This window comes from Tessaracoccus yangjingae (assembly GCF_054483935.1).
The window spans coordinates 1,801,890-1,822,559 of sequence record NZ_CM137014.1 but is presented as its reverse complement, the minus strand read 5'-3'; the positions used below and the strand labels follow the sequence as shown (position 1 = coordinate 1,822,559).

The window sequence follows — 20,670 nt, the reverse complement described above, 5'->3', positions numbered from 1 at the left end:
CCTCCTCGTCGTATGTGCTTACATACTAGAGCGCTCCAGACTCGGAGTCAAGTCCGGGCCGGGCCAGCGGACGTTTTGTTGCTAGTCTGGCCGGAGATCCGGCGAAGGTGGAGGTGACTCGGATGGCACGCGTGACCATGGAAGACGTGGCGCGGGAAGCGGGCGTGTCACGCGCTCTCGTGTCCATCGCTTTTCGCGATGCGCCGGGCGTCAGTCAGGAAACCAAGAAGAGAATTCTGAATGCGGCCCGACAGATCGGCTACCACCACAATATTGTCGCGTCGAGGCTGGCGAGCCATCAGACCAACACCATCGGAATGTTCATTCCTGACGTCCGCAACACAATTATCCCTGATCTGTACGACGGCGTCAGAGAGGCCGCGGACAGGGCTGCCCATCACCTCGTGATCAGCATTTCCGATGCCGATGGTAAAAGGGACAGGTCCGCGCTGGAGGAGCTGCTGGGGGTGCAGGTCGACGTGGCCGTGGTTCCAGGCTGCTCCCTCCCGGACGAGGAGTTGCTCGAGCTCTCGCAGATCAGGCCCATGGTCGCGGCCACCCGCGAGGTTCCGGGTCTGGACAGCGTCCTGTCGGACCCGCGGGCCGGGGCCGAACTCGCGGTCCGGCACCTCCACGGCCTCGGGCACCGCCGCATCTGGCACATCGCCCCACCGGTGGGGTCCGTGTTCCACCATCGCTCAGACAGCTACGAGGCGTGCATGAGGGAGCTGGGCCTGGAACCGGTGGTCGTTCACAGCGGGTACCGGCAGAGCGACGCGGCCCGCGCCGCCGCCACCATGCTCGACGATCCTCGCCCGCCCACCGCGATCTTCGCCAACAACGACGTCGCGGCCCTCGGCGTGCTCGACGCTTTGGCGGAGCGGGGCCTCCGGGCCCCGGAGGACGTCTCCCTGATCGGGTTCGACAACACACCCACAGCGGCCCTTCCCGGAATCTCGCTGACGAGTGTGGACCAGCACGCCAGGCGCCTGGGCAGGCTCGCCGCGGAAGCGGCGCTCCGGCGCATCTCGACTCCGGACGCCGCGCCCCTGGTGCGGGTGCTCGACCCGCTGCTCGTCGTGCGTGGGTCGACCGGCGTGCCTCGGTCCTGACTGGCGCTGAGACGAAGAAAGGTTGGGGTGCCGCCGACAAGTACGGCACCCCAACCTCTCATCCCTTCCTGGGACCGGGTTACTTGAACTCGGCCAGGTTCTCCTCGGTGACCAGTTGGAACGGCACGTTGACGTAGCCGTCCGTGGTCTCACCGTTGATCAACTTCATCGCGGTCTGGAGCGCCCCAGCTCCTTGACCAGCAGGGTCCTGGAAGACCGTGACCTCGAGCTCCCCCGCCTCCACGGCCGCGAGAGCATCCGCCGTCGCGTCGATTCCGCCGACGGTCACCTGGTCCAGGAGTCCTGCGGCCTTGAGCGCGAGGATCGCGCCGAGAGCCATCTCGTCGTTGTTCGCGCAGATCATGTCCGGGAGCTTGCCGGACTGGATCCAGTTCTCCGTGATGGCCAGGGCCGCGTCGCGCGACCATTCCCCGTTGCCGCTCATGGTCAACTCCATGCCGTCGTTCTCATCGATGACGGCCTGGCACCCGGCGGTCCGCTCGCGAACCGCCTGCCCGTTGTTGTTGGGATCACCCTCAAGGATGCCGACGGTGCCCTGGAAGTCGTTGAGTTCCGCGACGGCCTCCATGAGCAGCGTGCCGGCCTCGACGGAGTCGGAGCCCACGCACGGGATGGTCTCGGGCAGTCCCGCTGGGCAGCGGTTCACGTAGACCAGCGGGATGCCGGCCTCGACAACGGCGTTGGTGACGGGCTCGATCGCCTCGGTGTCCACGGGGTTGACGATGATGGCGTCCACCTCCTGTGCGACGAAGTTCTCCACCTGTCCGAGCTGCGTGACGGAATCAGCCTCCGCGGAGATGATCTGGACATCGACCCCGAGGGCCGCTGCCTCCTCCTCGATCGCGTCGGCCAGGAATCCCAGCCAGACATCGGTGTTGGTGAGGCTGACTCCGATGGTGACCCCGCCGTCGCCTGCCGATCCACTCCCGGAGGCGGTGGACTCACCGGCTGGCGCCTGGCATGCCGACAGTAGGGTGGCGGCGGCGACGGCCGCCGCGATGACAGTCTTCTTGAGCATTGCATTCTCCTCTTCATTGATGAGCGGGGTCACGACGACCCCATCGCCTGGCGCGCTGAGCGGCAGGGGTGGCCGGCCGGCGAGGCCGACCGACAGACAACGCTCCGCTTGGCTGGGCAGCCATGGCGGTACGCCGGTGAGGGTGACGCGGGGGCTGCCCGCGAACGTCAGGCCCGAGGGAGCCGCTCCCGCAGGAGATCGAGCATCCGGGTGAAGGCGGGGACCATCTTCTCCTCCTGCGAGAAGACCGCCACGGTGGCGATCCCGTCGAACTTGACGTCCTCCAGCACCTGGAAGAACTCGTCGAAGTCCACCTCTCCGTCGCCCGCCTCGAGATGCTGATGCACCCTGGCCTGGGTCCCCGGGGGGTTGAGGATGTAGCGGTTGCCGCGCGAGGCGTGATGGTCGAACGTGTCCGAGATGTGCAGGTGCTTCAGGTCGGCGCCCGCGTACTCCATCACCTCGCGCATCGGCGCCCCCTGATGGAAGCAGTGGGAAAGGCAGTAGAGGAACCCGACGTTGGGGTGGTTGATGGCCCGGATCATGTTGACGGCCTCGATGCCGTCCTCGATGAAGTCGTCCGGATGGGGTTCGAGGTTCAGCTTGATCCCCTCCTTCTCGATGCGGGGGATGATGACATCCAGCGACTTCCAGAACTGGGCCTCACACCGCTCCCGCTGATCCGGGCGACCACTGAACTCGGAATTCATCTGGTCACACCCCAATTCGACCGTGATGTCGATCGCGCGCATCCAGTACCGCACCGCGGCCTGTCGTTCGTCCTCATCCGGGCTCGACCACCGGTACAAGGGGAGAGTTGACGCAACCTTGACGCCTGTCTCCTTCATGAGACGCTTCATCTTCGCGACCTGCGCATCATTTGCGGTCGGGTGCGTGTAGAAGGGCCAGAAGTCATCGCGCTGCGAGAACTCGATGTATTCGTAGCCGATGTCCGCGACGAGATGCATCATCTCGTCGAGCGTGTACCCGTACCGTGTCATGTACGGATCAAGTGTGATCTTCACAGGTGTTTCCCTCCACATTGAGCCGCGCCACCGTCTAGAGCGCTCTAGATGAGAGTAGGCTGTGTCATGACAAATGTCAAGAGGTTGATGCTGGGCCTCTCCGCTGCCGCGGACACGTGTTTCCGTTCACCGTTCCCCTGACCCCGCCGGGCGTTCCGGTGGGTGGCCCGCCGTCGGCGGTGGGGCCTAGATTGGGCTCCCATGAGCGAGAAACTGGTGTGGGTCGACTGCGAGATGACCGGGCTGGACCTGGTCCACGATGCGCTGATCGAGGTGGCGGTGCTCGTCACCGACGGCGACCTCAACGTCCTGGGAGAGGGCGTCGACCTCCTCATCCGGCCCACCGACGAGGCACTCGCGCAGATGGGCGACTACGTGCGCGACATGCACACCAAGTCCGGACTCCTCGACGCCCTGCCGGCCGGCCTCACCATGGAGGAGGCCACGGCCCAGGTGATGGACTACGTCCGCACTCACGCGCCGGTGGCCCGCAAGGCCCCGCTGGCCGGGAACACCATCGGCACGGACCGCGCCTTCCTCGCCCGCGACATGCCTGAGCTCGAGCAGTGGGTGCATTACCGCAACGTGGACGTGTCCACCCTGAAGGAACTGGCCAAGCGCTGGTTCCCGCGGGTGCACTACCAGGCTCCGAAGAAGGCCGGCAACCACCGGGCGCTCGCCGACATCCAGGAGTCCATCGAGGAGCTGCGCTACTACCGCGAGGCCGTCTTCGTCAAGGCTCCCGGGCCCTCGACGACCGAGCTCAGGGCCATCGCGGAGCGCCACCGCGGCACGGTGACGGGCGCCGCGGCGGGGTGATTTCGCCCCGCCACCAGGGGTGCGCTATTGTTTCTCAGTCGTCGCGCCCCTGTGGTGATGTCGGCAGATGGTGGGTATAGCTCAGCTGGTAGAGCACCTGGTTGTGGTCCAGGGGGCCGCGGGTTCAAGTCCCGTTACTCACCCCAGCAGACCCGGTCCGTATGGGCCGGGTCTTGTGCTTCTCCTCACACGGGAGAACGCGAGAGGCTCGCTTCCCGCGCGAGCGCACCTCGCATACGGTGGGCCTCCTCGCATACCCAGCAGGCTGTGCGAGGACACCCACGGTATGCGAAGTGGCGGTCAGTGGGCGACGAGCGGCTCACACACTCAGATCGCGGCGGGCGAAGAAGCGGTACGTCCCGGCCACAGCGACGACGATGATCCCGAACGACAGCGCTAGGAACACCGGGTCCAGGGCGCCGTCGGCGATCAGCGTGGCCGCGTCGAAGTACTTGAACGGCGTCAGGAACCTCAGGAACGACAGGCTCTCGTTGAGGTTGACCAGGTAGTACAGCAGGAAGGTGAGGAACATCACCGACGTGGCCCGCGACGGCGCGACCTTCGGCCTCCTCGCCACCCCCGCCACCAGCGCCCCGACGGAGAGGAAGATGAGCTGCAGCACCAGCAGCCCCGCCATCAGCACCTGGACCGTCTCGCTCGTGCCGCCGTCGCCGAAGAAGTCGACGAAGTACAGCGACGAGAACGCCGTCACGAGGTTGAGGATGACGACGTTGGCCAGTCCGGCGAGCAGCTTCCCGGTGAGGGCCGAACCACGCGTGATGGGCTTGGCGAAGAGGAACTCCGACGTCCTGTCGCGCTCCTCCTTCGAGACGAGCGTCGAGCCGAGGAGGACGGCGTGCACGGCCCCCATCACCGCGATGTAGAGGAACAGCACGCCGAAGAACCCGATGGCGGTGGACAGGTCGAACCCGGTCATCCCGAACACCACGAGGACCGCCCTGGGCAGCGTGGCCAGAATGGCCTCCACGGACTCCCCCGCCTCCTCGTAGCCGGCGAACTTCGCCATGCCTGCGCCGACGAGCGCCACCATGCCGAGGGACCAGAACAGCAGCCCGAGGCGGTGCACCCGCATCTCCCGCTTGAACACGTTCATCGTCATGCCGCCTAGGTCGAGGACCGGATGTCCTTGCGCAGGTAGATCAGGTAGCTCAACCCGATCGCCGCGACGCAGAATCCGCCGAGGATGGCCAGCGACACCCCGTCGAGGGCGCCGTCGGCGATGATGTCCGAGGTCTCGAAGAACTTGAACGGGGTGATGAAGCGCACCTCGTCGTTGGCCAGCACGTCGCCGAGCATCCCGACGATGTAGAAGGCGAAGACGGTGGGCAGCGACACCGCGACCACGGACTTGATCCGGGGGATCGTCACGGAGAACAGCGCCCCCAGGGCGAGGAAGAACAGCTGGACGAGGAACAGCGTCGACGCCATGAGGAGGAAGGTCAGCGCCGAGAACGGCTCGTCGGCCATCACCGTGGCGATGCCGTAGGCCACGCCGGAGAAGGCCACGTTGGTCAGGAGCAGCAGGACGAGGGCCGCGCCGAGCTTGGCGCTGACCACCGCCTGCCGGGTGACGGGCTTGGTGAGCAGGAAGTCCGCGGTCTTCCCGGTGGTCTCCTTGGAGATGATGCCGGTGCCGAGGTTCATCGCCTGGATGGCACCTGCGAGGGTGGCGAACCCCAGGAGGTAGCCGAAGAAGCCGAAGATGGTGAAGAAGCTCGCCAGGGAGATGTTGAGCGCCACCATGACGACGTCGGGGAACTGCTCGAACACCTTGCGCGTGGCCTCGATGTCCTGGGTGAACGCCGGGTACAGCGACATGAACACCACGATGAGCCCGCACAGCGACACCACCCAGGTGATCGTCGAGGCGCGGTAGGCCCGCAGCTCCCGGAGGAAGACGTTCACCGCTCCTCCCCTCGCTGGTAGTAGTGGAGGAAGATCTCCTCGAGATCGGGCTCCTCCACGAGCAGATCGACGAGGTCCAGGCCGGCGAGCATCCTGGTGACGGCGTTCATCTGGCCCCGGTACAGGAAGTTCACCGAGTGGTTCGTGACCGCCAGGTCGCTCACCCCGTCGAGCTGGAAGCGAGCGGGGTCGGGTTCGCCCGCCAGCTCAAGGCGGAACCGCTTGGTCTGGTTCTCCAGCAGCGTCCTGATCTCCTCGACGCGGATGATCGACCCGTCCTTGATGATGGCCACCCGGTCGCACAACCGCTGGACCTCGCCCAGGATGTGCGAGGAGAACAGGATGGTGGCGCCCCGCTGGTTCTCCTCCCTGAGGCGGTGGAAGAACTCCTGCTGGATCAGCGGATCGAGCCCTCCGGTGGGCTCGTCGAGGATGATGAGCTTCGGCTCGTGGGCGAGCCCCTGGATGATGCCGACCTTCTTCTTGTTGCCGTAGGACAGGTCGTCGATCTTCTTCCTGAGGTCCAGGTCGAACAGCTCCGCGAGTTCATGGATCCTGGCCTCGGTGGCCTTGGCATCGGCCGCGTAGAAGCTGGCCGAGTACTTGAGCAGGTCGATGGCGCGCATGTCGTCGTAGTAGAAGACCTCGGACGGCAGGTAGCCCACCTCCTGGCGGATCTCGGGGCCGAACCTGGTGATGTCCTTCCCGAACACGGTGGCCGACCCGCTGGTGGGATGGATGAGGCCGAGCAGCGTGCGGATGGTGGTGGACTTCCCCGCCCCGTTCGGCCCGATGAAGCCGTAGATCTCGCCCTCACGCACCGACATGTCGACGTCGACGATGCCTCGAGCGGTGCCGTAGGACTTGGTGAGCCTCTGCGTCTCGATGACGTTCATTTCTGCTCCGATGAGCGATGGAACCACCTTCAATCGTAGCCATCCGGGCTCGGGGCGGCGGGCCACGCGCCACACTGGTCTCCATGGCCGCCATCACCGCCGTGCTCGGCGACATCACCACCCAGCGTGTGGACGCGATCGTCAACGCCGCCAACAACCGGATGCGCGGAGGAAGCGGCGTCGACGGCGCCATCCACCGCGCCGGCGGGCCGGCCGTGCTGCGTGACTGCGTGGCCCGCTTCCCCGACGGGCTGGCCACCGGGGACGCGGGGTGGACCACCGCCGGTGACCTGCCCGCCCGCTGGGTCATCCACACGGTCGGCCCCAACTTCGCCGCGGGCCAGCGGGACCGCGCGCTGCTCGAGTCCTGCTACCGCCGGGCGCTGGGGGTGGCCGACGAGCTGGGAGCGCGGAGCGTGGCGTTCCCGCTGATCAGCGCGGGGGTGTACGGCTGGCCGCTGTCCGACGCGGTCGCGGCGGCCGTCGAGACGATCGCGGCCACCCCGACGAGGGTCGTCGACGTGAGGCTGGTCACACCGACGCAGTCCACCCTCGAGCAGCTACGAGCGGCTCTGGCGGCCGCGACCCCGATGCGCATCCTGCAAGGGGTGCGGGTGCTGCATGGGCGCGGCCATCACAGGGTGCGCGTCCGGCCGGGGGTGAGCCCGTCGGGCATGCACTGGCGAGCCACGCTGAGCGTCCACGGGTCCGACCGGCCCGCCCTCCGCTACACCACGGGGGACCTCACCAGCTTCGCCGGGGGCGAGGTCACGGTCACCACCTCCCCCGATGCCGTGGCGGACCTGATCCTGGGCCACTGGCCGGGCCTGGCTCCCACGTCCGACGATCCCGCCTACGTCGGGTGGTACGCCGAGCTCATGAGCCGGGTCGAGGCGAACCGGCTGCCGATCGCCTCGGCCGACTACTTCGACGACACGGCCGGCTGGGAGATCGGGTGGGGCAGCGGCGTGAGGTTCCCCCACCCGCCGGGCGAGGCGTGATGCGCCTGCGCCGCGCCGATCCGCGCTCACCCGGGTACACGCGTCGCCGTCACGGCACCGGTTTCGGCTACCGGGACGCCGACGGTCGCCCGCTGGAAGCCGCTGAGGTGGAGCGCATCCGCTCGCTGGCCATCCCGCCGGCCTGGACCGATGTGTGGATCTGCCCGCATCCCAACGGACACCTCCAGGCCGTCGGGACGGACGACGCCGGGCGCCGGCAGTACCTGTACCACCCCGCGTGGCGGGTCCGCCGCGATCGCGCCAAGTTCGACCGCGTGGCCGCCGCGGCCGAGCATCTGCCGGCCGCCCGGCGCAGGATCAGCCGCGACCTCGCGCTTGAGGGCATGCCGCTGGAGAGGGCGGCGGCCGCCGCCGTCCGCCTGCTCGACGTGGGCTACTTCCGCATCGGGAACGACGCCTACAGCGACGCCCACGGCTCGTTCGGGCTGACCACCCTCGAGCGCCGCCACGTGCGCCGGGCCGGCGACGCGCTGGTGTTCAGGTTCACCGGCAAGTCGGGAGTCGAGCACACCGTCGAGGTGGACGACCCCGCCGCCGTGGCGGTGCTGGACCGGCTCCGCCGCCGACGCGACGACAGCCAGAGGCTGCTTGCGTACCGGGCCGAGGGGAGCTGGCGCGACCTCACCAGCGCCTCGGTCAACGGCTACCTGCGGGAGTTGCTCGACGGCAGGCTGACCGCCAAGGACTTCCGCACCTGGCACGCCACCGTGATCGCCGCGGACGAGCTGGCCCGCTCCGAGGAGCCTGGCGACACCGTGGCGTCGCGGAAGCGGGCCATCAGGGCGGCCGTGGTGGAGGTGGCGGGATACCTCGGCAACACCGCGACGGTGGCGCGCTCGTCGTACATCGACCCACGCGTGATCGACGCCTACGAGGCCGGGGTCACCATCGCGGCGGCGACGGGACGCAGGTACGGCTCCCCCCAGGCCCGGCAGGCGGGGCTGGAGAGAGCCGTCCTCGAGCTGCTCGGCTGAGGCTCAGAACACCGGGCGCCCGCCCGTGACCCCGAGCACGGTGCCGCTGACGTAGGACGCCTCCGCCGGGCTGGCCAGGAACACGAACGCGCCCGCGAGCTCCGACGGCTGGCCGGCCCGGCCGAGCGGCGTGTCGCCGCCGAACGACGGCATCCCCTCCCCCGGCTTGGTGGCCGGCTGGAGCGGGGTCCAGATGGGCCCTGGCGCCACCGCGTTGACCCGGATGCCCTTCGGGCCGAGGTCCGCGGCCAGGTTCACGCTGAAGTTGTTGATGGCAGCCTTGGTGGCCGCGTAGTCGATCAGCGACTCGGAGGGGTCATAGGCCTGGATGGAGCTCACGTTGATGATGCTCGAGCCGGTGCCGAGGTACTTCAGCGCCTGCTGGCTGACCCAGAACAGGGCGTAGAGGTTGGTCTTGAAGACGCGGTCCATCTCGTCGGTCGTCACGTCCGCGAGCCCGTTCTCGCGGCGGGCCCACTGGAAGCCGGCGTTGTTGACGACGATGTCGAGGCCCCCCAAGCCCTCGGCAGCGTCGTCGACGACCCCGCGCGCCACCGACTCGTCCGTCAGGTCGCCGGGAACCAGGACGCAGGCCCGCCCCGCCTTCTCCACCCAGCGGCGCGTCTCGTCGGCGTCGGGCTGCTCGTCGGCGAGGTAGTTGATCGCCACGTCGGCGCCCTCCCGCGCGTAGGCGATGGCGACGGCGCGCCCGATCCCCGAATCCCCGCCCGTGATCAGTGCCCTCAGCCCGGCCAGGCGCCCGCGGCCCACCCACGTCTCCTCGCCGTGGTCGGGGGTGGGATCCATGGGCGGGGTCAGGCCCGGAGGCTGCTGCTCCTGCTCCGGGAATCCACCCTCGGGGCCGGCAAGGTTCTGCGCCGCCTTGTCCACCGCGTACAGATCGGCGTTCCCGGGGGTGTGCTCAGTGGGGTTCGGCATGGTCATCCTCCTGTGTCTCGGCTCGGGGGCCGTCGCTCCCCTCCCTGACGGGTACCCCGCTTTCCCCGCGGCAAACATCGGTCCCGGTCCCGTCCGGCGGCGTTACCATGAGCGCACAGACGGCGGCGAAGGAGCAGACATGGGTGTACTGAGCGTGCTGAGCGGTGACGAACCGAACCCGGTGGACCCGGCCGCGCCGTCGGAGGCGCTTCCCGACAGCCATGGCCTGAGGGAGGCCGCCGTCGACCTGACGAAGGGCGATGTGACCCTCTACCGCGACCTTCTCGTGGGGCTGCCCGGCCTGCTCGACGACGGCGAGACCCTGCTCCTGGTCTCGGTGGCCCAGGCGCCGGTGGACGGGACCCTGGAGCCGGTGCCCGCGGTGCTGGCCCTCACCGATCGCTCGCTCCTGGTGGTTGAGCAGCCCGACGCCGCGCCCCTGAGCATCGACTACCTCGCGGACGACGTGGTGCTGAGCCCCGAGCGCGGCCTCCTGGCGGACTCGCTGCTGATCCAGTGGGCCGGCGGCCAGGTGCTGCAGCTGGCCGACGTGTCGAAGAACGTCCGCAACCTCCCGGCGGCGGTCGTCCAGCAGCGCGAGCTCGCCCTCCCGGTGACGGAGGCGGCCCCGGCCGCGCCGGAGAGCCCCGGGGAGGCCGTGCTGTCGCAGGTGAGGTCCCTGGGCGAGTTGCACGCGGACGGCCTGCTCACGGACGAGGAGTTCGCCGCCCAGAAGGCGCGGCTCCTCGAACGCCTCTGACCTGCGTGCGGCACGACAGCCGGTAAAAAGCATCGGCCCCCGTCCTGAGAAGGACGGGGGCCGAATCTGGTACACCGCCAGGGACTTGAACCCTGAACCCGCTGATTAAGAGTCAGCTGCTCTGCCAGTTGAGCTAGCGGTGCGCGCGAGGACTAAATGTAGTGGCAGTCCCCCGCCGAAGTCCAATCGGCCATCTTCGGGGGCTGGTTCACCGGGTGAGCGCGCGGCGGGTGCGCGCCTCGAGCGACGTCCGTCGCTTAGCGATGGAGTTGATCGTCACCGCGAACACCACGAGGCCGAGCACGGCGCCGCCGATGGCGATCAGCCTGTCGGTGCGCCAGCCGCCCTCCTCGTCACGCACCTGCGCGGCGGCGGCGTCGAACTCGGCCTTGGCGAACTGCTTGACCTGGTCCACCCCTGCGCGGGCGATGTTCTGCGGCTTGACGGCCTCCACCGCATCCGACGTGGCCTGCGCGAGCTTCGCCCGGGCCGCGGCCAGGTCTGCGCGGATCTCGTCGACGGATCGTGAGCCATTAGACATGCGGTTCTCCTCAACTGACTGCCCCCAGCCTATTCAACCAAACCAGCCCGTGGTCGGGGGCCCTAGAATGACGCGCATGACCGCACGCCTGACCACCGGCTCCACCGCCCCCGCCTTCACCCTCCCCGATCAGGACGGCGAGAGCGTCTCCCTGGCCGACCACGCCGGCGGCACGGTGATCCTCTACTTCTACCCCGCCGCCATGACGCCCGGCTGCACCACGCAGGCCGTGGACTTCTCGGAGTCGCTGGCAGAGTTCACCGACGGCGGCTACACGGTCCTCGGCTGCTCGCCCGACCCGGTGGAGCGCCTGGCCAGGTTCAAGCAGACCTCGGAGGTGGGCTTCACGCTGCTGGCGGACCCGGACAAGACGGTGCACAACCTCTACGGCGCCTACGGCCCGCGCAAGCTGTACGGCAAGGAGATCGAGGGCGTCCTGCGCTCTACCTTCGTCATCGACGTCGACGACGCGGGCGTGGGCACCGTCCGGGTGGCCCAGTACAACGTCAAGGCCACGGGGCACGTCGCCAAGCTGCGCCGCGAGCTGGGTGTCTGACACCTCGTTCCACACCATCGACGCCGAGCCGGGCGCGGGCGTCGACGTCGAGATCGAGATCAGGCGCTCGCGCTTCCTCACCCGCCTGCGCAGGGTGACGAGCGAGGACGCGGCCCGCGCCGTCGTCGAGGAACGACGATCGGCGCACTTCTCCGCGCGTCATCACTGCTCGGCCTTCGTGCTCGGACCCGACGGCCGCACCGCGCGCAGCTCCGATGACGGTGAGCCCGCCGGCACCGCGGGCGTGCCGATGCTCCAGGTGCTGCAGAAGAACGCGCTCACTGACGTGGTCGCGGTGGTCACCCGGTACTTCGGCGGGGTCAAGCTGGGCGCGGGCGGGCTGGTGCGCGCCTACTCCGACGCCGTCGCCGGGGCCGTCGAGGCGGCGGGGATCCGTGAGGTGCGGCTGAACCGCATCCTGCGGGTGAGCGTGGGCTACGCCGACGCGGGCGCCTACGAGGACCAGCTACGCTCCCTGGTGCTGCCGTCCGGCCTCGTGGCGACGGTGGACGGCGTCGAGTGGACGGACCGCGCGCACATCCTGGTCGCGGTGCCCGCCGGCGCCGAACAGGAGCTGGACGAGGCCCTGGCCGCGCTGTCGGGCGGCGCCCTGAGCGCGGTCCCGGCCGGCGAGCGCTGGGTGGGGTGAGCTGAAGACGAACCGGCGCTGCGCCGCGTAGCTGACCGCGAACAGCACCGCCTCGGTGATCAGCTTGGCCGCCACCAGCCCCACCACCTGGTGCAGCGCCGACAGCAGCGCGTAGTTGGCCGCCAGCACGACGACGGCGAGGGCCGCGTAGCGCAGCGCGCTCGTCCGGTTGCCGGTGCCGAAGGTGACGTGCCGGTTCAGCGAGTAGTTCACCGAGGCGCTGACCACGCGGGCCGCCACGGCCGAGAAGAGCAGGTTCCCCGTCGCCGCCATGACGATGAACAGCAGCGCCGCGTCGACGGCGAAGCCCGCCAGCGACGCGGCCCCGAACGCCAGCAGCGGACGGTACACGCGCCACGAGTCGCGGACGGGCCGGAAGTGGGAGGACGCGTTGCCGTGCAGGTAGATGGTCTCGATCGGCACCTCGCGGATGCTCAGGCCCGCGCTCCGCGCCTCGAGGAGAAGGCTCAGCTCGTACTCGAACCGCTCGCCGCTGACGCTGCGCAGCCACGGCAGCATGGCGGCCGGGTAGGCGCGCAGCCCGGTCTGGGTGTCGCGGACCCGGATCCCCGTGACGGCCCGGAACAGGACGGCGGTGACGGCGTTGCCGACGCGGCTCCTCGCCGGCACCTCGCCCGAGAATCCTCGGCCGCCGAGCACCATCTCGTCGTCACGCGACACCTCGCGCCCTACACGGATGATGTCGTCGACGGCGTGCTGGCCGTCGCTGTCGGCGCACACCACCACGTGTCCGGGGAACAGCGCCTCCGCCTCGCGGAAGCCCACCTTCAGGGCGTGCCCCTTGCCGCGGTTGGGCAGGTACCGCCGGAGCGCGGCGCCTTCGCGCTGGGCGCGGCCGAACACCTCGGCGTAGCGGGCTCCGGACCCGTCGTCGACGACCAGCACCCCGGACACCTCGGGGCAGGCCCTGAGCGCGCGGCACAGCTCGACGAGGGTCTCGCCGGGCTCGTAGGCCGGAATGAGCACGATCATCGCCGTCACCGCCCGATCCAGAGGATGTCGCTGGTGCCGCGTTCCTCGCCCTTGCCGAGCGGGTTGTTGACCAGCTCGTCGTCGTAGATCATCACCGACGAGCCCCCGCCGTCGAGGTTGTAGGCCACCTGGCAGCCCAGGTCGGCGAACAGCTGCGCGAACTCCGGCAGGGTCATCCCCCGGCTGTACCCGGAGCTGCGCCCGTCCACCACCGCGAACACGAAGTGGTTGGCCCCGATCATCCCCAGTCCGGTGCGCGGGTGGCTGCCCTGGATGGAGTGGTTGCCGACGTTGGTGTCGATCTCGATCCGGTCGATGCCGCTGACCAAAGCCCCGCCGTCGACGAGGGTGGGGCCGAAGGAGAGGGTCTGCCACACGCCGTCGGAGATCAGCTGGGCGGCCCCCGTGGCGGTCTCGTCGTAGGAGCGCATGGTGCCGTCGCGGTAGAGGGCGAGGCCCTGGCGTGCGGGGATGTCGCGGAAGGCGACGCCGTCGCGGATGACGATGCCGGTGTCGCGGAAGCCGTAGTAGTCGCCGTTGACGGCGAACAGGGCGCCGACGTCCGCCGCGATCGACGAGGGGAGGTCGATGATGTTGGTGCCGAAGGTGTCCTCGGCGAACGCGCTGCGCAGCGCCGTGGCGTCGTCGAGGGCGACATCGGCCACGAACCAGGCCTGCGCGTCCGATCCGCTGCCACTCGTGTGGGCGGTGATGTCGATGCTGCGGCCGGCCGTGGCCGTGGCGCCGGCGGTGGGGGTCGCGGACGCCTGGGTGCCGGGCAGGCCGGTGTAGTCCGAGGCGGCGGTCACCTCGGCGTGTTCGATGAGGAACCGGTCGAGCGCCCACGAGGTGCCGCCGACGGCGGCCAACCCGAGCGCCGCAGTTCCGCCGAGGAACACGCGGCGGTTGAGGATGCGGGGTGCGGTGCTGGTCATGCCGACGACTCTGTCGGCCGCGGCTGTGCGCCAGCGGTGAGAGACCCCTGGGTCCCCTGTCTACTCCGCGCTCACATCCCGGGAGCCGACCCGGCGAGGCCGACCACCGCACGTCGCGTGTGTTGTACCGAAGAAGGGACTTGAATCCTTCCGCAGTCAACCCTTGCCCGCTGCCGAAACCGGTAGCCATGAGCGCAAGCACTAGGTGTTTCACCTCGATTCGCTTCCCTCATCGTATCGCACAAACAGGCAGAAGTCAGCTATCCTAGGAAGAGATGTCGCACGTATATCGCACGACTCGACCGAGAGGGACCGGCATGGCGGGCAGACGACGAGGGTTTGGATACATCCGGAAGCTGCCTTCCAAGCGCTTTCAGGCGTCCTATATCGGGGCGAACCAGGAGCGCCACAACGCCCCGGTGACCTTCAGCACCAAGGGCGACGCCGAGGAGTGGCTCAACAACGAACGGCGCCGGCTGGAGTCGGGCGAGTGGGAATCCCCCAAGGCACGGAAGGCGGCCGCATTGGCCGAGGCGAACCGCGGATCCATCACCCTCGAGACCTTCGTCACCGACTTGTGGATGCCTCAGCTTGAGCTACGCGCCGCCACCCGCCGCGACTACGAATCACTGTGGCGGAACCACATCAACCCGACGTTGGGCGACCGCGCCGTGCGTGACCTGACCAAGGCCGACGTTCGCGCCTGGTGGGCCGCGCTGGACCCCTCCAAGCCGCGCGCGCGGTCCAAGGCGTTCCAGCTCCTCCACAACATCATGACGGGCGCCGTTGACCTTGAGCTGATCGACGCGAACCCGGTCACGCTGCCGAGCCGGACGAAGATCCGCACCAAGCGCGCGAAGAAGGTGGAGCCGCTGACCATCGCCCAGCTGAACACCATCGCCGATGCCATCGAGCCCGAGCGCCTGCGGATGGCCGTCCTATTGGGTTGCTGGTGCGCTCTGCGCTTCGGTGAGCTGACCGAGCTGCGCCGCCGTGATGTCGACCTCGCCCAGGGCGTGATCCATGTTTCCCGGGGAGTCGTCAAGGTCAAGGGCGGGTACCTCGTCGGACCCCCCAAGACCGAGGCCGGCGACCGCACGGTGCACATCCCGCCGATGCTCACGGCAGACCTTCGGAGCCACCTCACCAAGCACGCCGCCTGGGGCACCGACGGTCTACTGTTTCCGGCGCCCAACGGTGGACACCTGAACTCCTCGACGTTCGCGCGCGCCTTCCAGCGGGCCGCAGAGAAGGCAGGAAGGCCCGACGTGACCCCGCACACCCTCCGCCACACCGGCGCATCGCTGGCCACGTCAGCGGGCGCCACGACAGCTGACGTGATGGCCCGACTAGGCCACACCACACCCGCCATGGCGATGGTCTACCAACACTCCCTCGACGGGGCCGACAAGCGCGTGGCCGGCAAGCTGTCGAGCATGGCCAAGGGTGTCCGGTGAGCAGGGAACGCCGCGTGGACGTGCTGCGCTGGTGGGATCAGGACGGCACCGAGTACACCGACCGACGGATCCGAAAGAGTGTAGGCACCGCGGCCGAGATACCGCGGGCCGCACGGTTGGTGGACGTGTGTTGTCCTGCTGGCCACCTCGTGGCCGTCCTGGCGATCGGTTCTCCGCTCATCTACACCGGCGAGCGCGATGGACCCGCCCCCGCTTTCATCCTGCGGCCAGATGGCCTTGTCGCCGCCCTGGTGAGCGTGAATCCGGACGGCACCCGCACGGCGGGCGGATTGGGCACCCCGCGCGAGTCGTTCCCGGTGAGCTGTCGCCGGTGCGCCCACGAGGAGTGGCCCCTTGTCGCCGCCGAGCTACACGCTGCCCGGGATCGCGCGCGCCCGGGTCGGCCGGCTCGTGTCGCCCTTGCGCCTGTCGAGTCGCCATAGCGCGTTCTACCGCGTAGTATTGCTGTTAACGCCCCGGGCTGTACCTAGTCCAACCGGCCGCATGGCTGGCACTCGCGTGTGAGGCGAGCACGCAGACTCCTTTGAGGAGCTGCTGTGCCTGCCCGCAAACCCCAACCATCCCCCACCGGGGACGACTCTCGCCGGTTCATCCGGCAGGAGACTGCCGCCGAGCGCTGGGACGTCTCCGTTGACACCATCCGCCGACTGATCGCGGCCGGGAAGATCACCGGATACCGGCTGAATGGCCGCATCATCCGCGTGGACGTCAACGAGGTGGACGCCGCCTTCCGTTCCATCCCCACCACCGGCCGGTGAGCGCCACAACGCAAGAGCGCCCCGGGTGGGGACCCGAGGCGGCTCACAAGTCGTTTGGCGGCGACACCCACAGTCTACGCGACAACGGCCCGGTTCGCCTGGCGCCGGCCGTCGACGCCCAGCTCAGCCGCTACGCCGTCCGCATGCTCGAGGACGCCATCACCGAGGCCATGCCGTGGCACTGGACACGCCGTGCCGAGGGCCTCGACAACGCCCGGCCGCGCCCTGGTGACTTCCACGGGCAGGCCACCCGCGAGGACCTCGCAGACCGGTATGCCCGGCTGACCGAGCAGGCCGAAGCGTGCCGCGAGCACGCCGAGCTGTTGCGCCGCTACCCGCCGCCGATCGGTGAGGACCTGGCCGCGCTCGTCGTCGCCATCATCGGGGGTGATCCCCGGTGAGTGAGTACCCCGAGGACCTCGACCCCCGCGGCGACATGGACGCCCCGACGCGGTACACGTTCCGGCCCGGTTCGATCATCCTCGACGAGGCCGGGCGCCCGCCAGCCTGGTGGGGATACGGCGACGACATCCTAGGCGCGTGCGGTGAGTCGCTCATCATCGCGGGCCCGATGGGATTGGGGAAGTCGACCATCGGCCAACAGCTCGCCCTAGGCCGGTGTGGCTTCCCCGAGTACTCGGAGTTGTTCGGCCTGCCCATCACCCCCGGCCGCGGCCGCGTGCTGTATCTCGCCATGGACCGGCCCCGCCAGATCACCCGCTCAATGCGTCGCATGGTCGGGGAAGCATGGCGGGCCGAGCTCGACGAGCGCCTAGCAGTGTGGACCGGGCCCCCGCCCTACGACATGGCCAAGCATCCGGGCATCCTCGCCCGCCTGGCCCTCGACGCCGGCGCGGATACCGTCGTCCTCGACAGCCTCAAGGACGCCGCCGTAGGGCTCACCGACGACGAGACAGGCGCGGGATACAACCGGGCCCGCCAGACCGCCCTAGAGGCCGGTATCGAGCTGGTGGAGCTGCATCACGTCCGCAAGCTTGGCGGGGGGGGTGACCCGCGACAAACCGACCGTGGATGATATCTACGGCTCGACCTGGATTACCGCCGGCGCCGGCTCGGTGCTGCTGCTGCATGGCGCCCCCGGCGATGGTCTGGTGAAGCTGTTCCACGTCAAGCAACCACTAGCCGAGGTGGGGCCCTTGACGGTGCTGCATGACCACGACAGCGGCCGCTCAACCATCGCCGAACAGGTAGACCTCCTGACCCTCGCCAAGGCCCGGGGTTCTCTATCGGCCCTCGATGCCGCTGTGGTCCTGTTCGACGCCGAGAAGCCCACCCCGGCAGAGAAGGAGAAGGCCCGCCGCAGGCTCGACGCCCTGGCGCGCAACGGTGTTCTGGCCGTCGTCGACGAGGGGGAGAAGGCCACCAATCGGCCTCGCCTATGGGGTGCCGCATGACCTACACGCACACCTACACGCGCCGATTCTCGGCGTGCACCTATACGCCCGCCCGGGACCTACACGCCCACCGCCCTGGTGAGCGTGAAAAGACCTACACGCACACCTACACGACCTACACGCGCCCAGACCTACACGCCCGCACCCCCCTCTATAGAGGGGGGCGGGTGGGTCTAGACCCCATCCAAACCACTCTCAAGGCCCCTCGATGAGCCGCCGCGCTGCTGCCCTCGACGCCCACCGCCTGCTCGGTGACCGACTCCAAGAGCTGACCCGCGACGGCCGCACAGTGCCCTGTCATGGTTCGTTGCTGCCGATCTCCGAGGACGCCGACGAGCGCGAGTTCGTGCTGTTGGCCTGGTGCCCGTCCTGCCCGGCGCTCGACGCCTGCCACGCGGCCGGCGCCCATGAGAAGCACGGAATCTGGGGAGCCGTTGACCGGACCCCGCCCACCACGACCACGACGACGAAGGATGCCAGCTGATGGCCTCGACCGCCCCGCCCATCGACCACGCGCCCCGGTGCCAGCGACGACGCGCGCCGCTGCTGCGCCTGTCCTGGCGCCGCACCGCTGAGGTGTGGTGTCCCGACTGTGGACGCACCGCGCCCGCCGACGATCAACGACCGACCGACACGAAGGAGCCGACATGCTGATTCACCGCGACGACTGCCCCGGGCCCGTGATTGACCACTTCCTCGGGGACCGCGGCGACACGATGGAGAAGTGCCGCCGGTGCCGCGCACTGGGGGTGGCGGACCCCGCGACCGCGCCGGCAGTCTCACGCCCGGCACGCCAAGCCCTCGTCGTGCCGCCGTGCTCGGTTTTCCCGCGCTACGGCGACAAGTGGCCCACCCATCGGGGGAAGCGCCGGCACGGCCCGAAGGTGGCCCGGTGAGCACCGAGACGAGCACCGACGAGTTGCGCGTGATCCTGGCGCGACTGCCTCACAAGAGGTTGGTGGTCCGGACGTTCGCGGACCTCCGGAACCGGGCCGAGGTGCCTGCCATGGCTGAACTCTGGTCCCTGCTGATGGCCGAGGTAGCAGCGGCCGACGACCGGGAGCGCGCCGCCCTCGAGGATGCACTCGAGGGTGTCGCAATGGAGTTCATCCGGCCGCCGGACGACACGCCGGAAGCCGGCCCGTCGGCATGAGTCGCTTTGTCGACGTGATGGGCTATCCTGTATTCAGGTCAACCGAGGGCAGCGCGTCACGCACCCGAGACGACCGGAACCGCACGGAGGCAGGTCGCCAACCACCCCCACGCGAACGAGGAAGCCCGCGAGAGCGACGACGAGCAGGCAGGGAGACACCCACCTGCACCGAGGGCCACAAGGCCCCGTCAGACGCCGCGAGCGCACCCACCCCCACATCATTCGCGCCACTGCTGGCGCACATCCAGACAGGAACCACACCATGACCAATGTTCACAACCTCATCGAGCAGCGCCAGACCATCTGGGCGCAGGCCCAGGCCATCCTCGATGGCGCCGAGGCCGAGCACCGCGACCTGACCGCCGGAGAGCAGGCCCGCTACGACAGCATCACCGGCGAACTCACCTCGCTTCGCGCCCGCATCGACCGCATCGCCGAGCGCGCCCAGAGCGACCACGACGTGGCCGAGTCACTGCGGAACCTCGGCATCGAGTCCACCGAGGGCGGCGGCCGCGACGACAGCAACGGCATCGGCGGACTCATCCGCGCCGCCGTCCGCTCCAACTCCATGGCCCCGATTGACCTTCGCCTCGGCGGCATCGCATCGGGCGTCAACACGCGCTCCCTGGCCACCACCGGCAACGTCGGCGTCACGTTCGGCAACCAGCTCGTGCGCCACATGGTGGAGAACTCCGCCATCCTGTCCGCCGGGGCCACCCTGCTGACCACCGACTCTGGCGAGTCGCTCAAGATCCCCAAGACGACCGCCGACAGCTCGGCCGCCATCGTGGCCGAGGGTGACCCGATCGCCGCGTCAGACCCCACCCTCGGCAACACCACACTGGGCGCGTTCAAGTACGCGTTCCTCACCTCGATCACCCGCGAGCTCGCCGAGGACAACTCGTTCGACGTGGAGGGCTACATCTCCGCCCAGATCGGCGACGCCCTCGGCAACGGACTCGGCGCCCACCTGGTCAACGGCAACGGCACCGGACAGCCCGCCGGCATCCTGGCCGCCGCGACCACCGGCGTGACCGGAGGCACCGGCGCGGCCGGCGCGTTCACCGCGGACAACCTCATCGACCTGTACCACTCGGTCAACTCCGCGTACGCCCGCAGCACCTCCGCCGCGTGGCTCATGCGCAACACCACCCTGGCCGCCGTCCGGAAGCTCAAGGACTCCCAGAACCGCTACCTGTTCGACCTGGACGTCCCGCTGGGCTACCCCGGCGCCGCCGGTACCCTGCTGGGCCGTCCGGTGTTCGTGGACCCGAACGTGCCCGCCGTGGCCCTCGGTGCGAAGTCGGTCCTGTTCGGTGACATGTCCAAGGTGTTCGTCCGAGTCGTGAAGGGCGTTCGCCTCGAGCGCTCCCTCGACTACGGGTTCAACACCGATCACATCTACTGGCGCGGCATCCTCCGCGCTGACGGTGCCCTCGTCGACACCACCGGCGCCGTGAAGGCGTTCGTGGGCGGAGCGAGCTAAGACCCGGCGTCAACGTCACCCTCGGCGCCGGCAGTTGTTGGACGCCGCCCGGGGGAACGATGGCAGGTGAGGAGCCTTTCGCCCGTAGACCCTGCCAGCGCCGACACCGAGGGCCCCGAGTCACACACTCGGGGCCCTCACCCCATCTAGGAGGAGGTCAACCCGATGGCATGGATACGCGCCCGACTGTGCAA

At 69.1% G+C, this 20,670-nt stretch carries 23 protein-coding genes, 2 tRNA genes and 2 pseudogenes; 17 read left to right on the top strand and 10 right to left on the bottom strand.

Features of this window, described 5'->3' with window-relative positions; all coding sequences use genetic code 11:
• The first annotated feature begins 122 nt into the window (after positions 1–122).
• Positions 123–1,112: a LacI family DNA-binding transcriptional regulator gene (locus ACX1D3_RS08010; RefSeq protein ID WP_458996449.1), complete on the top strand. Its 990-nt coding sequence runs from the start codon at positions 123–125 to the stop codon at positions 1,110–1,112.
• Between the two features lie 79 nt (positions 1,113–1,191).
• Here the strand turns inward: ACX1D3_RS08010 and ACX1D3_RS08005 are convergent, their stop codons facing one another.
• Positions 1,192–2,151, bottom strand: coding sequence for a substrate-binding domain-containing protein (locus ACX1D3_RS08005; RefSeq protein WP_458996448.1), 960 nt, complete (start codon positions 2,149–2,151; stop codon positions 1,192–1,194).
• 167 nt (positions 2,152–2,318) lie between these two features.
• On the bottom strand, positions 2,319–3,152 hold the full coding sequence (locus ACX1D3_RS08000) for a sugar phosphate isomerase/epimerase family protein (protein WP_458996447.1): 834 nt from the start codon (positions 3,150–3,152) through the stop codon (positions 2,319–2,321).
• A 225-nt stretch (positions 3,153–3,377) separates the two neighbouring features.
• On the opposite strand from ACX1D3_RS08000, the gene orn reads away from it, so the two are divergent.
• Together orn and ACX1D3_RS07990 are read left to right on the top strand one after the other, a co-directional pair.
• Positions 3,378–3,995, top strand: coding sequence for an oligoribonuclease (orn, locus tag ACX1D3_RS07995; RefSeq protein ID WP_458996446.1), 618 nt, complete (start codon positions 3,378–3,380; stop codon positions 3,993–3,995).
• 70 nt (positions 3,996–4,065) lie between these two features.
• Positions 4,066–4,141 (top strand) — tRNA-His (locus ACX1D3_RS07990).
• A gap of 173 nt (positions 4,142–4,314) precedes the next feature.
• On the opposite strand, the gene ACX1D3_RS07985 is transcribed toward ACX1D3_RS07990, so the two are convergent.
• Genes ACX1D3_RS07985 through ACX1D3_RS07975 form a run of 3 tightly spaced genes read right to left on the bottom strand, consistent with a single transcriptional unit; the run spans position 4,315 to position 6,817 of the window.
• A complete protein-coding gene (locus tag ACX1D3_RS07985) occupies positions 4,315–5,115 on the bottom strand; it encodes an ABC transporter permease subunit (RefSeq protein ID WP_458996445.1) in 801 nt (266 codons plus the stop codon).
• A gap of 5 nt (positions 5,116–5,120) precedes the next feature.
• Positions 5,121–5,921, bottom strand: a complete 801-nt coding sequence (locus ACX1D3_RS07980) for an ABC transporter permease subunit (RefSeq protein ID WP_458996444.1) — start codon at positions 5,919–5,921, stop codon at positions 5,121–5,123.
• A complete protein-coding gene (locus ACX1D3_RS07975) occupies positions 5,918–6,817 on the bottom strand; it encodes an ABC transporter ATP-binding protein (RefSeq protein ID WP_458996443.1) in 900 nt (299 codons plus the stop codon). The genes ACX1D3_RS07980 and ACX1D3_RS07975 overlap by 4 nt, the downstream gene beginning before the upstream one ends.
• Before the next feature lie 83 nt (positions 6,818–6,900).
• Here ACX1D3_RS07975 and ACX1D3_RS07970 point away from each other — a divergent pair.
• A pseudogene (locus ACX1D3_RS07970) lies at positions 6,901–7,392 on the top strand (O-acetyl-ADP-ribose deacetylase); the annotation flags it as partial.
• 425 nt (positions 7,393–7,817) lie between these two features.
• Positions 7,818–8,813, top strand: coding sequence for a DNA topoisomerase IB (locus ACX1D3_RS07965; RefSeq protein ID WP_458996442.1), 996 nt, complete (start codon positions 7,818–7,820; stop codon positions 8,811–8,813).
• 3 nt (positions 8,814–8,816) lie between these two features.
• On the opposite strand, the gene ACX1D3_RS07960 is transcribed toward ACX1D3_RS07965, so the two are convergent.
• Positions 8,817–9,752: an SDR family oxidoreductase gene (locus ACX1D3_RS07960; protein WP_458996441.1), complete on the bottom strand. Its 936-nt coding sequence runs from the start codon at positions 9,750–9,752 to the stop codon at positions 8,817–8,819.
• A gap of 139 nt (positions 9,753–9,891) precedes the next feature.
• Here ACX1D3_RS07960 and ACX1D3_RS07955 point away from each other — a divergent pair, with 139 nt between their 5' ends.
• Positions 9,892–10,512 (top strand): SHOCT domain-containing protein, encoded by a 621-nt coding sequence (locus ACX1D3_RS07955; RefSeq protein WP_458996440.1) that lies wholly within the window; start codon positions 9,892–9,894, stop codon positions 10,510–10,512.
• A gap of 67 nt (positions 10,513–10,579) precedes the next feature.
• Here the strand turns inward: ACX1D3_RS07955 and ACX1D3_RS07950 are convergent.
• Both ACX1D3_RS07950 and ACX1D3_RS07945 read right to left on the bottom strand, forming a co-directional pair.
• Positions 10,580–10,655 (bottom strand) — tRNA-Lys (locus tag ACX1D3_RS07950).
• A 65-nt stretch (positions 10,656–10,720) separates the two neighbouring features.
• A complete protein-coding gene (locus ACX1D3_RS07945) occupies positions 10,721–11,053 on the bottom strand; it encodes a DUF3618 domain-containing protein (protein ID WP_458996439.1) in 333 nt (110 codons plus the stop codon).
• Positions 11,054–11,129: 76 nt separating this feature from the next.
• Here ACX1D3_RS07945 and ACX1D3_RS07940 point away from each other — a divergent pair, with 76 nt between their 5' ends.
• A complete protein-coding gene (locus ACX1D3_RS07940) occupies positions 11,130–11,609 on the top strand; it encodes a peroxiredoxin (RefSeq protein ID WP_458996438.1) in 480 nt (159 codons plus the stop codon).
• Positions 11,602–12,258, top strand: coding sequence for an IMPACT family protein (locus tag ACX1D3_RS07935; RefSeq protein WP_458996437.1), 657 nt, complete (start codon positions 11,602–11,604; stop codon positions 12,256–12,258). Before ACX1D3_RS07940 ends, ACX1D3_RS07935 begins: the two co-directional genes overlap by 8 nt.
• Before the next feature lie 15 nt (positions 12,259–12,273).
• On the opposite strand, the pseudogene ACX1D3_RS07930 reads toward ACX1D3_RS07935, so the two are convergent.
• Positions 12,274–13,251 (bottom strand): annotated as a pseudogene (locus ACX1D3_RS07930) (GtrA family protein); the annotation flags it as partial.
• A gap of 5 nt (positions 13,252–13,256) precedes the next feature.
• Complete coding sequence (locus tag ACX1D3_RS07925; protein WP_458996436.1) at positions 13,257–14,186, bottom strand: phosphodiester glycosidase family protein; 930 nt, start codon at positions 14,184–14,186, stop codon at positions 13,257–13,259.
• 275 nt (positions 14,187–14,461) lie between these two features.
• On the opposite strand from ACX1D3_RS07925, the gene ACX1D3_RS07920 reads away from it, so the two are divergent.
• From ACX1D3_RS07920 to ACX1D3_RS07880, 9 genes are all read left to right on the top strand, one after another.
• Entirely contained in the window at positions 14,462–15,643 is a 1,182-nt protein-coding gene (locus ACX1D3_RS07920) for a site-specific integrase (RefSeq protein ID WP_527252189.1), read from the top strand.
• A 557-nt stretch (positions 15,644–16,200) separates the two neighbouring features.
• Positions 16,201–16,422 carry an excisionase family DNA-binding protein gene (locus ACX1D3_RS07915; RefSeq protein ID WP_458996434.1) on the top strand — a complete coding sequence of 74 codons (222 nt, stop codon included), beginning with the start codon at positions 16,201–16,203 and terminating at the stop codon, positions 16,420–16,422.
• Complete coding sequence (locus tag ACX1D3_RS07910; RefSeq protein WP_458996433.1) at positions 16,419–16,823, top strand: hypothetical protein; 405 nt, start codon at positions 16,419–16,421, stop codon at positions 16,821–16,823. Before ACX1D3_RS07915 ends, ACX1D3_RS07910 begins: the two co-directional genes overlap by 4 nt.
• Entirely contained in the window at positions 16,820–17,458 is a 639-nt protein-coding gene (locus ACX1D3_RS07905) for an AAA family ATPase (RefSeq protein ID WP_458996432.1), read from the top strand. The genes ACX1D3_RS07910 and ACX1D3_RS07905 overlap by 4 nt, the downstream gene beginning before the upstream one ends.
• On the top strand, positions 17,430–17,837 hold the full coding sequence (locus ACX1D3_RS07900; protein WP_458996431.1) for a hypothetical protein: 408 nt from the start codon (positions 17,430–17,432) through the stop codon (positions 17,835–17,837). The genes ACX1D3_RS07905 and ACX1D3_RS07900 overlap by 29 nt, the downstream gene beginning before the upstream one ends.
• 208 nt (positions 17,838–18,045) lie before the next feature.
• Positions 18,046–18,321 (top strand): hypothetical protein, encoded by a 276-nt coding sequence (locus ACX1D3_RS07895; protein WP_458996430.1) that lies wholly within the window; start codon positions 18,046–18,048, stop codon positions 18,319–18,321.
• A gap of 163 nt (positions 18,322–18,484) precedes the next feature.
• A complete protein-coding gene (locus tag ACX1D3_RS07890; RefSeq protein ID WP_458996429.1) occupies positions 18,485–18,733 on the top strand; it encodes a hypothetical protein in 249 nt (82 codons plus the stop codon).
• Positions 18,730–18,990 (top strand): hypothetical protein, encoded by a 261-nt coding sequence (locus ACX1D3_RS07885; RefSeq protein WP_458996428.1) that lies wholly within the window; start codon positions 18,730–18,732, stop codon positions 18,988–18,990. The genes ACX1D3_RS07890 and ACX1D3_RS07885 overlap by 4 nt, the downstream gene beginning before the upstream one ends.
• A gap of 262 nt (positions 18,991–19,252) precedes the next feature.
• A complete protein-coding gene (locus tag ACX1D3_RS07880; protein ID WP_458996427.1) occupies positions 19,253–20,476 on the top strand; it encodes a phage major capsid protein in 1,224 nt (407 codons plus the stop codon).
• The last annotated feature ends 194 nt before the right edge of the window (positions 20,477–20,670 follow it).

What these genes read in the sequence shown, in the direction of transcription:
- ACX1D3_RS07945 (WP_458996439.1), bottom strand. Translation starts at nt 11,053, where the DNA reads ATGTCTAATGGCTCACGATCCGTCGACGAGATCCGCGCAGACCTGGCC.
- ACX1D3_RS07925 (WP_458996436.1), bottom strand. Translation starts at nt 14,186, where the DNA reads ATGACCAGCACCGCACCCCGCATCCTCAACCGCCGCGTGTTCCTCGGC.
- orn (WP_458996446.1), top strand. Translation starts at nt 3,378, where the DNA reads ATGAGCGAGAAACTGGTGTGGGTCGACTGCGAGATGACCGGGCTGGAC.
- ACX1D3_RS08000 (WP_458996447.1), bottom strand. Translation starts at nt 3,152, where the DNA reads ATGACACGGTACGGGTACACGCTCGACGAGATGATGCATCTCGTCGCG.
- ACX1D3_RS08010 (WP_458996449.1), top strand. Translation starts at nt 123, where the DNA reads ATGGCACGCGTGACCATGGAAGACGTGGCGCGGGAAGCGGGCGTGTCA.
- ACX1D3_RS07985 (WP_458996445.1), bottom strand. Translation starts at nt 5,115, where the DNA reads ATGACGATGAACGTGTTCAAGCGGGAGATGCGGGTGCACCGCCTCGGG.
- ACX1D3_RS07975 (WP_458996443.1), bottom strand. Translation starts at nt 6,817, where the DNA reads ATGAACGTCATCGAGACGCAGAGGCTCACCAAGTCCTACGGCACCGCT.
- ACX1D3_RS07920 (WP_527252189.1), top strand. Translation starts at nt 14,462, where the DNA reads ATGTCGCACGTATATCGCACGACTCGACCGAGAGGGACCGGCATGGCG.
- ACX1D3_RS07955 (WP_458996440.1), top strand. Translation starts at nt 9,892, where the DNA reads ATGGGTGTACTGAGCGTGCTGAGCGGTGACGAACCGAACCCGGTGGAC.
- ACX1D3_RS07965 (WP_458996442.1), top strand. Translation starts at nt 7,818, where the DNA reads ATGCGCCTGCGCCGCGCCGATCCGCGCTCACCCGGGTACACGCGTCGC.
- ACX1D3_RS07890 (WP_458996429.1), top strand. Translation starts at nt 18,485, where the DNA reads ATGCTGATTCACCGCGACGACTGCCCCGGGCCCGTGATTGACCACTTC.
- ACX1D3_RS08005 (WP_458996448.1), bottom strand. Translation starts at nt 2,151, where the DNA reads ATGCTCAAGAAGACTGTCATCGCGGCGGCCGTCGCCGCCGCCACCCTA.
- ACX1D3_RS07960 (WP_458996441.1), bottom strand. Translation starts at nt 9,752, where the DNA reads ATGCCGAACCCCACTGAGCACACCCCCGGGAACGCCGATCTGTACGCG.
- ACX1D3_RS07880 (WP_458996427.1), top strand. Translation starts at nt 19,253, where the DNA reads ATGACCAATGTTCACAACCTCATCGAGCAGCGCCAGACCATCTGGGCG.
- ACX1D3_RS07940 (WP_458996438.1), top strand. Translation starts at nt 11,130, where the DNA reads ATGACCGCACGCCTGACCACCGGCTCCACCGCCCCCGCCTTCACCCTC.
- ACX1D3_RS07895 (WP_458996430.1), top strand. Translation starts at nt 18,046, where the DNA reads ATGAGCCGCCGCGCTGCTGCCCTCGACGCCCACCGCCTGCTCGGTGAC.